General features: G+C 61.6%; 13 protein-coding genes. 6 read left to right on the forward strand and 7 right to left on the reverse strand.

Going from position 1 to position 14,627, the window contains the following annotated elements:
* Window positions 1–66: 66 nt before the first annotated feature.
* On the reverse strand, window positions 67–1,818 hold the full coding sequence (ggt, locus tag KQ661_RS09435; protein ID WP_216686268.1) for a gamma-glutamyltransferase: 1,752 nt from the start codon (window positions 1,816–1,818) through the stop codon (window positions 67–69).
* A gap of 145 nt (window positions 1,819–1,963) precedes the next feature.
* Between ggt and KQ661_RS09440 the strand changes: the two genes are divergently transcribed.
* A complete protein-coding gene (locus KQ661_RS09440) occupies window positions 1,964–4,015 on the forward strand; it encodes an alpha amylase C-terminal domain-containing protein (RefSeq protein ID WP_216686269.1) in 2,052 nt (683 codons plus the stop codon).
* A gap of 62 nt (window positions 4,016–4,077) precedes the next feature.
* On the opposite strand, the gene KQ661_RS09445 is transcribed toward KQ661_RS09440, so the two are convergent.
* The 6 genes from KQ661_RS09445 to KQ661_RS09460 form a co-directional block, all read right to left on the reverse strand.
* Window positions 4,078–4,614 (reverse strand): hypothetical protein, encoded by a 537-nt coding sequence (locus tag KQ661_RS09445; RefSeq protein WP_216686270.1) that lies wholly within the window; start codon window positions 4,612–4,614, stop codon window positions 4,078–4,080.
* Window positions 4,615–4,859: 245 nt separating this feature from the next.
* Window positions 4,860–5,096, reverse strand: a complete 237-nt coding sequence (locus KQ661_RS22805) for a cyclomaltodextrinase C-terminal domain-containing protein (RefSeq protein ID WP_317196085.1) — start codon at window positions 5,094–5,096, stop codon at window positions 4,860–4,862.
* 126 nt (window positions 5,097–5,222) lie between these two features.
* The gene (locus KQ661_RS22810) at window positions 5,223–6,182 is read right to left on the reverse strand and encodes an alpha-amylase family glycosyl hydrolase (protein ID WP_317196086.1); all 960 of its coding nucleotides are present in this window, start codon (window positions 6,180–6,182) and stop codon (window positions 5,223–5,225) included.
* A 26-nt stretch (window positions 6,183–6,208) separates the two neighbouring features.
* Window positions 6,209–6,637 (reverse strand): cyclomaltodextrinase N-terminal domain-containing protein, encoded by a 429-nt coding sequence (locus KQ661_RS22815; RefSeq protein ID WP_317196151.1) that lies wholly within the window; start codon window positions 6,635–6,637, stop codon window positions 6,209–6,211.
* Between the two features lie 238 nt (window positions 6,638–6,875).
* Window positions 6,876–7,346: a YdeI/OmpD-associated family protein gene (locus tag KQ661_RS09455; RefSeq protein WP_216686271.1), complete on the reverse strand. Its 471-nt coding sequence runs from the start codon at window positions 7,344–7,346 to the stop codon at window positions 6,876–6,878.
* An 80-nt stretch (window positions 7,347–7,426) separates the two neighbouring features.
* Entirely contained in the window at window positions 7,427–8,824 is a 1,398-nt protein-coding gene (locus KQ661_RS09460) for a glycosyltransferase (RefSeq protein WP_216686272.1), read from the reverse strand.
* A 223-nt stretch (window positions 8,825–9,047) separates the two neighbouring features.
* Between KQ661_RS09460 and KQ661_RS09465 the strand changes: the two genes are divergently transcribed.
* The 5 genes from KQ661_RS09465 (at window position 9,048) to KQ661_RS09485 (ending at window position 14,007) form a co-directional block, all read left to right on the forward strand.
* Complete coding sequence (locus tag KQ661_RS09465; RefSeq protein ID WP_216686273.1) at window positions 9,048–11,522, forward strand: glycoside hydrolase family 31 protein; 2,475 nt, start codon at window positions 9,048–9,050, stop codon at window positions 11,520–11,522.
* Between the two features lie 47 nt (window positions 11,523–11,569).
* On the forward strand, window positions 11,570–11,947 hold the full coding sequence (locus KQ661_RS09470) for a hypothetical protein (RefSeq protein WP_216680396.1): 378 nt from the start codon (window positions 11,570–11,572) through the stop codon (window positions 11,945–11,947).
* A 998-nt stretch (window positions 11,948–12,945) separates the two neighbouring features.
* Complete coding sequence (locus KQ661_RS09475; protein ID WP_216680397.1) at window positions 12,946–13,140, forward strand: hypothetical protein; 195 nt, start codon at window positions 12,946–12,948, stop codon at window positions 13,138–13,140.
* Window positions 13,141–13,146: 6 nt separating this feature from the next.
* The gene (locus KQ661_RS09480) at window positions 13,147–13,509 is read left to right on the forward strand and encodes an enolase-like domain-containing protein (protein ID WP_216680398.1); all 363 of its coding nucleotides are present in this window, start codon (window positions 13,147–13,149) and stop codon (window positions 13,507–13,509) included.
* Window positions 13,510–13,539: 30 nt separating this feature from the next.
* Complete coding sequence (locus KQ661_RS09485) at window positions 13,540–14,007, forward strand: enolase C-terminal domain-like protein (protein WP_317196087.1); 468 nt, start codon at window positions 13,540–13,542, stop codon at window positions 14,005–14,007.
* Window positions 14,008–14,627 lie beyond the last annotated feature (620 nt).

The following is a 14,627-nucleotide window of genomic DNA, read 5'->3' on the forward strand; positions in this document are numbered from 1 at the left end:
TTGAGTTACTACTACTACACGCGAGATGCCTCGGCTACGCTCGGCATAACGTTTTTTTTCTGACTGCTAATACCCCAGGGCCGTGTCATCGCCGCGCGGGTCGGCACCGCCTTCCAGCATGCCGTCGGGCAGGATGTGAATGATGTCGAGCTTGCCCCAGGGCAGGCGCGGGTTGAGGTGGTAGCCGCGGGCGCGCAGCGTATCCTGGGCCACGGGCAGCAGGGCCCCGGCTTCCACGTCGATGATATCGGGCAGCCACTGGTGGTGCAGGCGCGGCGCGGTCACCACTTGCTGGGCGTTCAGGCCGTAATCAACAATGCCAATGATGCTTTGCAACACGCTGGTAATGATAGTGCTGCCGCCGGGCGTGCCGGTTACCAGCGCTACCTTGCCGTTGCGGGTGAGGATGGTGGGCGTCATGCTGCTGAGCATGCGCTTGCCGGGCGCGATGGCATTGGCGGTGCCGCCCACCAGGCCGTAGGCGTTGGGCACGCCGGCCTTGGCCGAGAAGTCGTCCATCTCGTTATTCAGCAAAAAGCCCGCGCCGGGCACCACTACTTTGCTACCATAGGCCCCGTTGAGGGTGGTGGTGCAGCTCACGGCATTGCCGAAGGCATCGACGATGCTGTAGTGGGTGGTTTCGTCGCTCTCGTAGCCGGGTAGTTTGGCCCCGGCCGCCACGGCGGCGCTGGCGGTGGCGCGGCCTTTGGGGCGCATGGAGGCGGCCCGCTGGCGGTTATAGTCCACATCGAGCAGCTTTTGTACGGGCACGAAGCCGAAATCAGGGTCGCCGAGGTAGGTGGCACGGTCGGCATACACGCGCCGCTCGGCTTCGGTGATGTAGTGCACGGCCAGGGGTGTGTGGTAGCCGGCCTGGGCCAGGTCCACGGGCTCCAGCATTTGCAGCATCTGCAGCAGGGCCACGCCGCCCGAGCTGGGCGGCGGCATGGTAATCACGTCGTAGTCGCGGTAGTGGCCGCGCAGGGGCTCGCGCCACTTGGCCTTGTAGTTGTCGAGGTCGGCCTGGTTTACGAGGCCGCCGCCGCGCTTCATTTCGCTGAGCAGCAGGCGGGCGGTTTCGCCCTTGTAGAAGCCGGCGCGGCCCTGGTCGCGCACGCGGGTGAGGGTGCGGGCTAGCTCGGGTAGGCGCAGGGTGTCGCCGGCCTGCCACTCGCCGCCGCCGGGGCGTAGGTAGGCCGGGGAACTGCCGGGGTTGTATTTCTGGAAATCGGCGCGGTTGCGGTTGAGGCCGGCCGCCTCCTTGGCCGTGAGCGGGAAGCCCCGGGTTGCCAGCGCCACGGCCGGCTGCACCAGCGTGGCCCACGAAAGCTTACCCAACTGCTTGTGCAGCGTAGCCATGCCGGCCACGGTGCCGGGCGTGCCCACGGCCAGCGGGCCGGCGGTGCTCAGGTCGGGCACCACGTTGCCCTGCTTATCGAGGTACATATCGCGCGTGGCGCCGGCGGGGGCCGTTTCGCGGAAATCGAGCGAGCCGGCCGAGCCGTTGCGGTCGCGGTAGAGCAGGAAGCCGCCGCCGCCGATGTTGCCGGCCACGGGCAGGGCCACGGCCAGCGCAAACTGCACGGCCACGGCCGCGTCGTAGGCGTTGCCGCCGCGCTGGAGAATCTGGGTGCCGATTTTGGAGGCTTCGGGGTGGGCCGATACCACCATGGCGTAGCGGGCCAGCCGGGGGGCGGCGGCCTTGGGCGGCGGCGTGCCCAGCGACCCCTCGAAGGCCCGCGAGGTGGACGTGACCGGCCGCTCGGACGAGCAGGCCAGCAGCAAGGCCAGCGGAATGGTCAGGAGACGGTATCTCATATTGGGCAAAATAACGCCATATTTCAGCGGATTGCTATTGCCGGACCGAAATTGCCTGCCAGCACGTATAATTTGCCGCCGAGCCGCCGCCGCTGCTGGGCCGGCAGTTGCGGCGCGTTACTTTTGGCCTAAACCTTCCCGCATCATGGCTACGTCGAAATCCACTGCATCCGCCGCCCCCAAGGCCCGCCGCCCGGCCCCGCTCGCCCTCGTGAAAAACGACGCCTGGCTTGCGCCCTACGAACCCGTGCTGCGCCAGCGCCAGGCCCGCCTACAGGCCCGCCTGGCCGAAATCGAACAATACCACGGCTCTTTAGCAAACTACGCCACCGCCCACCAGCAGTTGGGCCTGAACCACGACGCCGGCCGCCGGGGCTGGGTGTACCGCGAGTGGGCTCCCGGGGCCGATTACCTGTCGCTGGTGGGCGATTTCAACGGCTGGGACCGTGGAGCCAACCCGCTGCAAAAGCTTGATTTTGGGGTGTGGGAAGTGTTTTTGCCCGATGCCGAGTATGACCAGCGCCTGGCCCACGGCAGCCGCTACAAGGTGCACGTAGCGGCCAATGGTCAGGGCAAAGACCGCCTGCCCGCCACCCTGCGCCGCGCCGTGCAGGACGAAGAAACCAAGGATTTCGCCGGCCAAATCTGGCGGCCCGAAGCCGAATTCCGCTGGACCGACCAGAAGTTCCGGCCCGCCACCGCTGGCAAAGAACCGCTCATTTACGAAGCCCACGTGGGCATGGCCACCGAGGAAAGCCGGGTGGGCACCTACCGCGAATTTGCCGAGAATATCCTGCCCCGCATCGAGGCCGACGGCTACAATACCGTGCAGCTGATGGCCGTAATGGAGCACCCGTACTACGGCTCATTTGGCTACCACGTGGCTAATTTGTTTGCGGCCAGCTCGCGCTTCGGCACGCCCGAGGACCTCAAGTTCCTCATCAATGAAGCCCACCGGCGGGGCATCGCTGTGCTGCTCGACATCGTGCATTCGCACGCTGTGAAAAACGAGGCCGAGGGCCTGGCCGATTTCGACGGCTCGGGTAACCTCTATTTCCACAAGGGCGAGCGCGGCAACCACTCCGGCTGGGACAGCAAGCTGTTCGACTACGGCCGGCCCGAGGTGCAGCAGTTCCTGCTCAGCAACCTACGCTTCTGGCTGGAAGAATTCCACTTCGACGGCTTCCGCTTTGACGGGGTAACCAGCATGCTCTACCAGCACCACGGCGAGGGGGTGGCATTCGTGGGCTACGACAACTACTTCGGCCCGGCCGCCGACGAGGATGCCATTCTCTACCTGCAGCTGGCCACCACGCTGGCCCACGAGTTTAAAAAAGGCAGCATCCTGATTGCTGAGGACATGAGCGGCCTGCCCGGCCTGTGCCGCCCCATCAAGGAAGGCGGCGTGGGCTTCGACTACCGCCTGGCCATGGGCATTCCCGATTACTGGATTAAGCTGCTCAAGCACACGCCCGACGAAGCCTGGCCCCTCGGCGACCTCTGGCACACCCTCACCAATCGCCGCGCTGGCGAGAAAACCATTGCCTACGCTGAAAGCCACGACCAAGCCCTGGTGGGTGACAAAACCCTGTCGCACTGGCTATTCGATGCCAGTATCTATACTCACATGCACGTCATGGATGGTGACCCCGGCGCGGCACGGGCCCTGGCCCTGCACAAGCTCATCCGCCTGCTCACGCTGGCCTCCGGCGGCGAGGGCTACCTCACGTTCATCGGCAACGAGTTCGGCCACCCCGAGTGGGTCGATTTCCCCCGCGAGGGCAACGACTGGAGCTATCACTTCGCCCGCCGCCAGTGGAGCCTGGGCGACAACCCGGAGCTAAAATTCCACCAGCTGGGGGAGTTCGATAAGGCGATGATTCACTTGGCCAAAGCGCAACACCTGCTGGCCGCCGGTCCCGCCGTTTTATTGAAGCACGACGAGGAAAACAAAGTGCTGGTATTTGAGCGCGCCGGGCTGGTGTTCGTGGTCAATTTCCACGTCGAAAAAAGCCTGACCGACTACCGCTTCTGGGTAACGGAGGAAGGTAAATATCGCGTGGTACTGTCGTCTGACAACGGTCGCTTCGGCGGTTTCGACCGGCCCGACGAGGGCTACGAGTACGAGACGTTCGAGCATCAGCTCAGCCTGTACCTGCCAAGCCGGGTGGCGCTGGTACTGGAATTGGGTAGTTGACTACAGTTGTTTATCAATATCACCCTTTTCCTAAACTAGCAAGTACGCGCCGTAGCAGGTGTTTAGAGTTTCCGGTCGAAACGTCCGTTGGTGACGCGCACCGTATCGCAGCCCGGCTTGTGGAGCGTAAAGGCGAAGGTGCCCGAAATAATGCCAGCTGAGAGGTCCAAGCGCGTGATGGCAAAATAGCCCTTGCAATAAACCCCAGCGTCTTGTGAGTAGTATCGACAGGTGGTTGCTCTATCCTCGACACCCGCTTGGTGGCGTCCTGCTTTCTTAAAAAAGTAGGTCCCCGTGGCCCGAACACTGTCGGAGCTAAACCCGATGGTTTGTTGGTCTGCTCCGTTGCCGGATAATCGGTACGCCGCTACGCTCAGCGTTCCCAGGTGATAGGTCGGGTCATAGGACACGGAATAATTCGCAAAGCCGTCATTGCCCCGGGGCGTCCACGCTTGGCCGTTGAGCAGGCAGCCGAAGGTGCCGGCCCCGGTCTGGGTCGCAGGGGGGAGTTGGTCGACGGGGGCCGGGTCGTCGCGGCGGCACTTGCTGCATTGCGTCAACAACAACAGGGACAGGTAGAGCGGAAGTTTGCGCAACATGGGTGGAAGGTAGCGGTAGGGCAGCACTTTGTTGCGCCTTAGTCTACCATTTTATACGCTCCTTTCAGTAAACCCCTCGCAGTTGCCCAGCATCAGGTGCCAGTGAGCCCCTGCAAGGCAGTACGAGTTTAAGAAACTCGTCTACGAATCAAAGTTTACGAAACGTCCGCTAGGGATGAGTTTCGTAAACTCTCCCGGACCCTTTCGGCGGGCGCTACTCCCTAAACAATAGGCGGAACAGGCCGCTACTTGAGCAACTCCAATACCACGGCGGTTTTGGCGGGTAGCTGGAGCGATGCAACGCTGCTAAGGCTTTCGCCCGTGAGCACATTGCGCGCTTTCGAGAAACCGTCCATGCGCTCCGAAAAGCGGGCGGTGGGCAGGCTGGCGGGCTTGTCGGTGGTGTTGCTGGCTACCATAACGGTGCCGGTGGCATCGTAGCGGAAGTACACGTATAGGCCATCCTGCGGCAGGAACTGCATCAGCTTGCCGGAGTGCAGCGTTTTATGGTCGCGGCGGTAGGAGGCGAGTTTTCTTACGAAGTCGAAGGCCTCGTTTTCGCGGGCCGAGCGGCCGGCGGTGGTGAATTTATTCTCCGCATCACCGGGCTAGCCGCCGGGGAAATCCTTGCGCACCTCGGCATCGGTGGGGTCTTTGAAGTTCTTCATCAGGATTTCGGTGCCGTAGTACATACTCGGGATGCCGTGGGTGGTGAGCAGCCAGGTTAGGTCCATTTTGTAGCGGTCGAAATCGTCGCCGATGACAGACAGGTACCGGTCGTGGTCGAAGTTGTCGAGGAAGGTGACGAGCTTGCTGGGGTTCTCGTACACGGCATCCTGGGCCAGGGTCTGGTAAAGGTGCTGCGCGCCGCCGTCCCAGCCGGTGGCGGCTGGCGTGCCCACTTCCTTCAGCGCACCCAGCAGGCCGCCTTCGAGCACGAAATCGAGCCCGCCGGGCTGGTTCGACTTGAAGGGGAAATCAATTTTATTGCGGGTGTAGTAGGCCTGGTCGATGACGTTATTCACCGACGACTCGCCGAAGATGTGCAGGCGCGGGTACTCGGCCAGCAGCGCCGCGTTGCAGCGGTTCATAAAGGGCTGGTCGTTGTACATGTAGGTGTCGATGCGGTAGGCGTCGATGCCGAAGTTCTCCACGTTCCAAAGGGCGTTTTCAATTAAGTAGTTGGCCACGTAGGGGTTCTGCTGATTGAGGTCGGGTAGGAAGGGCACGAACCCGCCGTCGAGGGTTACGCGCTTGTCGCTGGGGGCGGCGTGCGGGTCGGTAATGGGCTGGTACTTGTAGGTGGTGTTGGTGTAGGTGGGCCACTGGTGCAGCCAGCTTTTCATGGGTAGGTCCTGCAAAATCCAGTGGTTGTTGCCCACGTGGTTGTACACGGCATCCTGGACCACTTTGAGGCCGGCGGCGTGGGCCTGCTGCACGTAGGCTTTGTAGCCCGCGTTGCCGCCGAAGCGCCGGTCCACGTTGTACTGGTCGGTAAAGCCGAAGCCGTGGTAGGAGGCGCGCATGGTGCCGCCCTCGTTGGTGAGGGGCTGGTCGTTTTCTGTCACCGGGGTCAGTCATACGGCCGTGGCCCCTAGCTCCTTGATGTGTAGGGAAAGTGCTGGGCCACGCCGGCCAAATCGCCGCCGTGCCGGAAGAAGGGATTGGCGCGGTCGAGGTTGGTATCGCGCATGTCGGCGAACTTGTCGTTGCTCGGGTCGCCGTTGGCGAAGCGGTCAATCATGGCCTCGTAGATGAAATCCGTGTCGGTCACGCCCTGGCCTTTGGGCGACTTGTCGCGGGCGCGGATTTCCCAGGTTTGCGTGATGGTCTGGCTGCCTTTTTTGTTGGTAATCTGCACTTGGCCAGGCTTGGTTGTGGGGCTAATGACGAGGTTGAGGAAAGCGTAGTTGGGGTTCTCAACGGTGTTGGTTTTCACCAGCTTCACGCCGGGGTAGTTGATGCTGTAGGCCAGCGTGCCCGCGGCCGGCCCGTGCATGAGCATCTGCACGCTGGGGTTCATCAATTGGTGGGGTTCACGCGGTCGATGGTGGCGGTTTGGGCATTGGAGAGGTAGGGTAGGAGGGCCAGCAGCGGCAGCAGGAAGCGGTTTTTCATGGTGGGATGGTTGATTTTTAGAACGTCATGCTGAGCGCAGTCGAAGCATCTCCACCGCAATAGTAAATAATTGCGTTGCCCGGTAGAGATGCTTCGACTGCGCTCAGGATTACAGCCTTTCAAGTATGTTCTAACGTGTCGTTCTATGGTCGCTTGCGCCCCTGGCCCAGCAGCTCCACGGTTTCGGCCAGGCGTGTGGCGCGGGTTTCGGGCCGCTTGGCCCCTTCCAGCCAGCGCACGAACTCGCGCTGGTGGGTGTAGGCCAGCTTGGCAAAGTAGGCGGCGGCCTGGGGGTTTTTGACAAGCTGCTCGGCGAGGTCGGCGGGGGCTTCCATTTTGCGTTCCACCACGTCGCGCGAAAGGGTCACGCGCACCGTGTCGCCGATGGTTTTATCCACCGCTTTGCGGATTTGCTTGAGGACGTGCAGGGCGTGGTGGCCATCGCCGAGCGGTGTGATGCTGCCCTGGTACGGGTAGCCGTCGAAGGTGACCTGCACAGGCACCCGGCCGCGCGTGCCATATACTTCGGGCACCGAAAAAGGAATGACGACGAACACGCCGCCATCGCCATCGCCGGCTTCCAATACGGCTTCAAATTCGTGTTCAGGCTGCATATGGGGCGGAGTTTGGGGAGTTGAAAAAGGGCTTGTTTCAGCAAAGTAAGCCATTCCCCGAAGAAGCCGCCGTTGCGGGCCTAGTCCACGGCCACTTCGCCCAGCACGCGTTGCACGGCGGCATCGTCGGTGGCCGCCACTACGCGCACCTTGCCGGTGGCATCCGCATACAGGGCCAGCAGGCGGTGGTGCAGGGCATCGTCGGGCACCAGCACGAGGCGGGCGCGGCGCATGGCCATGCGTTCCATTTCGAGCTGGTAGCCGTGCTCGGCGGGGTTGGGCAGGTCGGTGGCCAGGCTGGCGAGGTAGAGCACCAGCGGCCGGCCCGAGCTGTTGCGGATTTCGAGCGCCGCCAGCCACGCCGGCCAGTTGGGGGCGTAAATCACCCCAAAATCGGCGGTGCGGCCCTGTACCAGCTGCGCCGCCTGCCGGGCATATTGAATCATGCGGAAGTTCAGGCCATCGAGGTGGGGTACCAGCACGGCGGGCGCGGCGGGTGGCGGGAGGGGCGCGCGAACGGCGGCAGCTTCCGGCGCTTCATCGTCGGCCGCCGGGGCGTCAGGCACGAGGTCGTCTTCCGGAGCCGACAGGTCGGCGGCTTCTGCCGCGCCGATTTCTGCCGTGGTTTCCTCAAAAACGGCCGGATGCTGCACGGCCGGCAGCTCCGGGTCGGGGTCGAAATTCAGGTCGCCGGCCTGCGGGTGCAGCCGGGGCCGGATGGTAGCCCTGGCCATTGAAATAGCCGCAACGGCCGCAGCCGCGCCATTCAACGGCCCGAAACCGGGCACTGCCGCCTTTGGCACCGCGCCGCCAGTGCCCTGCGCTGCCACCAGCGGCCGGGGCGGGGCGGGCGGTGGTGGCGGGAAAAAAGCCCCCGAACCCGCCCCCAGATACGGGGCGGCCGGCGCTTGCCACTGGCCCGCCAGCGCGGGCGCATGAGCACCGACAGGCCACTGGCTGCGGCCGGGAGCAGCGGGCAGCATCCGGCGCGAAGGAGCCAAAGGCTTCGCTGGAGTGCCCGGGATGGCCGGCGCGGTTGCTTCCGGAGCATCGGCGGCGGCCAAATCGGTCAGGCCGATAATGCGCGATTGCCGTGCCGGTGTGGTCGTTTTGTTCTGCGCCGCCGCCGTGGGCAGCAGTTGTATGCCCGGCCGGTTCGCTACCGCTTCCAGTGCATCGACAGCGGCTTCCGGAGCGGCCGAAACAGCTGTGGGGTTATCCGTAAAATTCTGTTTATGAATGGGGTAATGTGCGGAATCAGCTGCCGCTGTCGTGGCTTTCGGCGCATTGCTGGCGGCGTGTTTAAGCGAAGCTTTGCCGGCCGGTAGGTGCGGGTACACGGCCAGCACCGGCTGCCGGGCGGCCAGCTGGTACACCAGCGGCAGGGTAGGAGGCAGGGCCGCGCCGCCGAGCACGGCCACGGTGGGGTCGGCGTCGTCCCAGGCCAGCAGCAAAACGGAAAATTCGGGCGGAGTCATGGGCAAAGCAGGGAAGGAAATTCATTCGGCCAATCCCTGGGGGTAGCGCTTGGCCGTGAATTAACTCCCAATGCTACGGCAACGGGGTCGCATTTGCCGAAAAAACCCGTTTGTGCGGCGCAGAAAAAAGTAACTTGCATGCTTCATAAGTGCCTTGCCGGCCCGGCCGGTCTTTTTTTAACCGGTTTCATCCCGGTTTTTGCCTTCTGCTTAGAATTACTTTATGGATACCACGATTCAGGAAAATAACTACATGGTAAACGACCTGGCGGCGCAAAGCCACCAGGAACATTATCCGGGCGAAATTATCCGGGCCGACGAGCTCGACGGCCACCGCTTCCTCTTCAATTGCCAGAACGGCGTGCGGCTCTTATTGCACGTCCTCAGCGACAAGATTATCCGCTTCCGCTACCTCACCGACGGCCCGCTCTCGCCCGATTTTTCCTACGCCGTGCCCGCCGATGCCGTCTCGCGCATGGAGCCGGCCCTGGTGGAATTCCGCGAAAAGCCCGACCACTACCGCATCACCACCGAGCGCCTCATCTGCATCGTGCAGAAGGAAAACCTGAAGGCCCGCGTGCTCGACCGCTCCGGTACCATTCTCAGCGACGACGAAAAAGGCTTCCACTGGGAGTACGATTACGATACCGGCAACGATATCGTGAAGATGAGCAAGCAGGTACCCGCCGGCGTGCACTACTACGGCCTCGGCGACAAGCCCGACAACATGAACCTGCGCGGCAAGCGCTTCACCAATTGGGGCTCCGACACCTACGGCTACGTGAAAGGCTCCGACCCGCTCTACAAGAACATCCCGTTCTACCACGTGCTGCACCAGAAAATCGCGCACGGCATTTTCTTCGATAATACCTTCAAGGCCAGCTTCGATTTCGCCGCCGAGCGCGCCGACGTCACCAGCTTCTGGGCCCAGGGCGGCGAGCTGAACTACTACTTCATCTACGGCCCCACGCTCATGGAGGTGACCCAGGATTACACCCTGCTCACCTGCCCGCCCGAGCTGCCGCCCCTCTGGACGCTGGGCTACCACCAGTGCAAATGGAGCTACTTCCCGGAGAGCAACGTGAAGGAAATTTCCTCGGGCCTGCGCGACCGCCAGATTCCCTGCGATGCCCTCTATCTCGACATCGACTACATGGAGGGCTACCGCTGCTTCACCTGGAGCAAGCAGCACTTCCCCGAGCCCAAGCGCATGGTGCAGGAGCTGGCCGCTGAGGGCTTCAAAACCATTGTTATCATCGACCCCGGTATCAAGATTGACCCCGAGTATTCGGTGTACAAGGAGGGTGTGGCCAACGACTACTTCTGCCGCCGCGCCGATGGCCCGCTGATGAAGGGCTCGGTGTGGCCCGGCCTCTGCAACTTCCCCGATTTCACCGCGCCTCGCGTGCGCGAGTGGTGGGCCGGCCTGTTTCAGGAATTGATTCAGGACATCGGCGTGAAAGGCGTGTGGAACGACATGAACGAGCCGGCGGTATTCGAAAAAGGCACTTTCCCGCCCGATGTGCGCTTCGACTACGACGGCCACTCGGCCTCGCACTCGAAGGCCCACAACATCTACGGCATGCAGATGGCCCGCGCCACCAACGATGGCGTGAAGCGCTTCAGCTACCCCAATCGGCCCTTCACCATCACGCGCAGCACCTACAGCGGCGGCCAGCGCTACTCCTCGGGCTGGACCGGCGACAACATTGCCAGCTGGGAGCACCTCTGGCTGGCCAACATCCAGTGCCAGCGCCTGAGCATCTCGGGTTTCAGTTTCATCGGTAGCGACATCGGCGGCTTCGTGGACACGCCCACCGGCGAGCTCTACGCCCGCTGGATTGCCCTGGGGGCCTTCCACCCGTTTTTCCGCACCCATAGCTCCGGCGACCACGGCGACCAGGAGCCCTGGAGCTTCGGCGATGCCGTGACGGACGTCGTGCGCTCATTCATCGAGCTGCGCTACCGCCTGCTGCCCTACATGTACACCGCCTTCTGGCAGTACGCCACCAAGGGTACGCCCATGCTACGCCCGCTCACCTTTCTGGACCAGAACGACACCGAAACCTACCTGCGCATGGCCGAGTTCGGCCTCGGTGACAACCTGCTTGTCTGCCCCATCACCCAGCCCGGTGCCGATGGCCGCTGGATGTACCTGCCCCGCGGCGACTGGTTCTACTACTGGACCGACACGCCCCAGGCCGGCGGCAGCGAAGTCTGGGCCGCCGCCGACCTCACCCGCATTCCGCTCTTCATCAAGGCCGGCGCGGTGGTGCCCATGCAGCCGGTGATGCAGTACGTGGGCGAAACCCCCGTCACCGAGCTCACCCTGCACGTGTACTACAAAAACGGCACCGCCGAGAGCGTCCTCTACGACGACGGCGGCGAAGGCTACGCCTACCTCGAAGGCCACAAAACCGTGCGCCGCTTCACCGTCACCGGCTCCGCCACCGACCTCGTCCTCACCCAGGCCATCGAAGGCGACTACGCGCCCAGCTACGCCACCTACCGCGTGGTGCTGCACGGCGTGGCCGGCGCCATTGCCGTCACCGCCGACGGCCAGCCCGCCCCCGTCACCGACGCCACCCTGGAAACGGGCCTCACCCTGCCCAGCCTCGTGGTGCCCGTCAGCTTCGGCGAGGTGCGCGTGAACGTGGTGGCGAGTGGGGCGGGGAAGGGGGAAGTGCCGGTTGTGTAAACGATGGCGCGGGGTTTTATACTTATCTATCCTTCTCTCTTAAGGAAATGAAAAACTTAACAGACTTTTTTACAGAGTATGGCGAACTGCATGATGCTGTGTTGCGCGATGTGTCATTTTGCTTCTTGCCATCTGCAATTGCCCCAACTATAAAAGTTGTGTTAGACTGTATGTCCCTGCTTCAAGACGATGCGTGGGTTTATTTGGAAATGACCTTTCAGAAGGTTCACGAGTTTCGTCTTATTGCCACTGAGCAAATGACGCCAACGGTGGTAGAGTCCTTTGCTGCGGAACGATGGGGCAGTAAATTGATTTTCGATTTTGCACCCAACCGTGTGCAGCCAGAAGGAATTGCCGAACATCGGGATTCTTATTTCTATCTGGTTTGCGACGAATTTGATTTTCGCGAAATCTCTCTTGCATAGGCTGCCAAATGGGTCTATTTGGTAGAAAAAAGGAATTAGGTCAACCACCCCACAAACCAAAACAGGGCACCCCACGGGGTGCCCTGTTTCATTCCCGCCCACCCGGCCGCTACACCTGGGGCGGCCCCGGGGCGGCGGGCGGGGCGGGCGTGTCCGTCACGTAGTCCTGGTACTTGCAGGCATCAGTGGTGGCATACAGGGCTTGGCTGCTGCTGGTGCCGCTTTTGGTCCCAGCCTGGTGTTGCCCGTCAGCTTCGGCGAGGTGCGCGTGAACGTGGCGGCGGCTGGGGCGGGGAAGGGGGAGGCACCGGTTGCGTAACCTTCTTGAAATATTACATCCAAGTAAAAAAGGCTTTTTAAGTATATTGGATGCCAGTTGGTGCCTAAATAAAAACCGACGTGCAACTTTCAGGCTGCTTCGCAAGTCAACGAGATAGAATGCCTTACCTCTTTTTTTTATGGACTCGAAACCCACTCGATTTGCTTATTGGCTGCTCGGCAGCCTGTGCGCTATGGCAGCCGTGAGTTGCACCTCCGAAAAACAAGACCCTGACCCCAATTTGGTGGCGGTGTGCTACGCCCAAACCCAATGTGCCGACCGTTGGGGCCAAGCTCAGGGCACCCAACAACTCATAACTGCGGCCCAAACCTACTTGGCCCAGCAGGGCCTAACGCTGCATCAGCCTTCTGCTAGCGTCAAAAATGCTGGCATGGTTTGCAATACTTGTTCCTGCACCACGGGCTTGGTACTGGAGGGAATGGTGCAACCTGCCGATTTGCCGGCCGTACTCGCCTGAGACTTTACCAAACAGTAAGTAGCCTTGGCTAGTACGCTTCAGCAAAGGTCAGCCACCCCAAAAACCAAAACAGGGTACCACACGGGGTGCCCTGTTTCGTTCCCGCCCACCCGGTCGCGCCAGCAGGGTGCCAGCAGGGAAACTCCGAAAGCGCAAAACCGCAGGGTTGCTTTATCCCGCTCCGGCCCCGTCATTTGCCCCATGTCCGGTACCACTCTGCAAGCCATCAGTATCTATAGGCTGCTGGTGCCGCTGCGCGAGCCGTTCGTGATTTCCCTCGGGCCGCTGCTGGCGGTGGAGAATATCATTGTGGTCCTGCGCACGGCCGATGGCCACGTCGGCTACGGTGAGTGCAGCCCCTTCCTCACCATTAGCGGCGAGAGCGTGGACATCTGATTCATCGTGGGGCAGTATTTTGCCCCCGCGCTCATGGGCCGCGATGCGCTGGATTTTGCCGGTAACCTCGCCGAGCTGGACCGCATCATTTACGGCAACAGCAGCATCAAAAGCGCTTTCGATATTGCCTGGCACGACACCGCGGCCCAGCACGCGGGCCAGCTGCTCTATGAATTCCTGGGTGGGAAAAACGACAAAGTTCTCACCACCGACATGACCGTGAGCCTCGGCCCGCCCGCCAAAATGCAGGCCGATGCCGTGCGCTTTCAGCGGGAGGGCTTCCCGGCCATCAAAGTGAAGCTGGGCGGGCATTGGTCCCGCGCACCCGCTGCGCATCGACGCCAACCAGGGCTGGGCGACGGCCGATAACGCCATTGCCGTGCTTCAGCCCCTGGCCGGGTGCGGGCGGCCTCGCCCATTCCAATCATGGCCGTCGAAAGCTGCGGCGACGAGCACGACGCGGCCCGCCTTATCCAGCTGCAAGCCTGCCAGATGCTGAATATCAAGCTGGGCAAGTCCTCGGGCTTCCATCGGGCGCAAAAAATAGCGCAGCTGGGCCAGGCCGCCGGCCTCACGTTGCAAGTGGGCGGCTTCCTCGAATCGCGCCTCGGCATGACGGCCGCCGCCCACTTGGCCCTCAGCAACCCGGCCATCCAGCACTGCGATTTCGATACCCCGCTCATGTTTGCGGCAGACCCGGTGGTGGGTGGCTTCCGCTACCGGCCTGGGCGCTGGCATCGACGAGGCCTGGCTGCGCCGCGCCGAGCAGGTGCATTTTTGATAAGCCGGCCCTGCTCACGGTTTGTTCCAACTATTTCCCAAGCCCTGTTACCTCGGTTGGTGGGGCTGAGCAGGACTACTGCCTAGCGTGTTGAGCAAAATAAACGCAGGGGTAGGCTCCTTGCTGAAACGAATTTATAGATACTTACGGGTTTTCAGAAACAATCCCAGGCGAGCGTGGCTTGAGATAGGTGTGCTATTTGCAATGACGTAACTGGCAAGAAACTGGCAATAAATCATCATTTTTCAGAAGGGAATGCTAAGAAAATTCAAACTATCAGAATTGCTTATTCTGTTTCTAGTCGTGTTTTTGATATTCGTGTCGGAGTACTACTACCTGGTTTTGAAGGACCATGACCGGGCGCTATTTATTGGGTTGTGGCCCCCAACCATGTTGCTGTTTCTGGTATACTTCAACTTGAAAAAACAACAATAACATGGACAACGCCGATATTTTACTGTTTACTCTTTTGGTGGTTCCCGCGTTTATTGTTTTTGCATTCCTTACTATCAGAGAGTTTGCGCAAGCTGGCGAGAGCGACTTCAAACCCGATTCTGATAAGCGACTCAGGTAGCTGACTGGCCGCGTCGGTAGCATAGAAAAAAGCAGGCCATGCCTTCCCTTCCGTCACCGTGGTCTAATCCAGCGTGGTACGACAACTAAAAAGTTGTCGTACCACGCTGGATTAGACCACGGTGACGGAAGG

This window comes from Hymenobacter siberiensis (assembly GCF_018967845.1).
GTDB lineage: Bacteria > Bacteroidota > Bacteroidia > Cytophagales > Hymenobacteraceae > Hymenobacter > Hymenobacter siberiensis.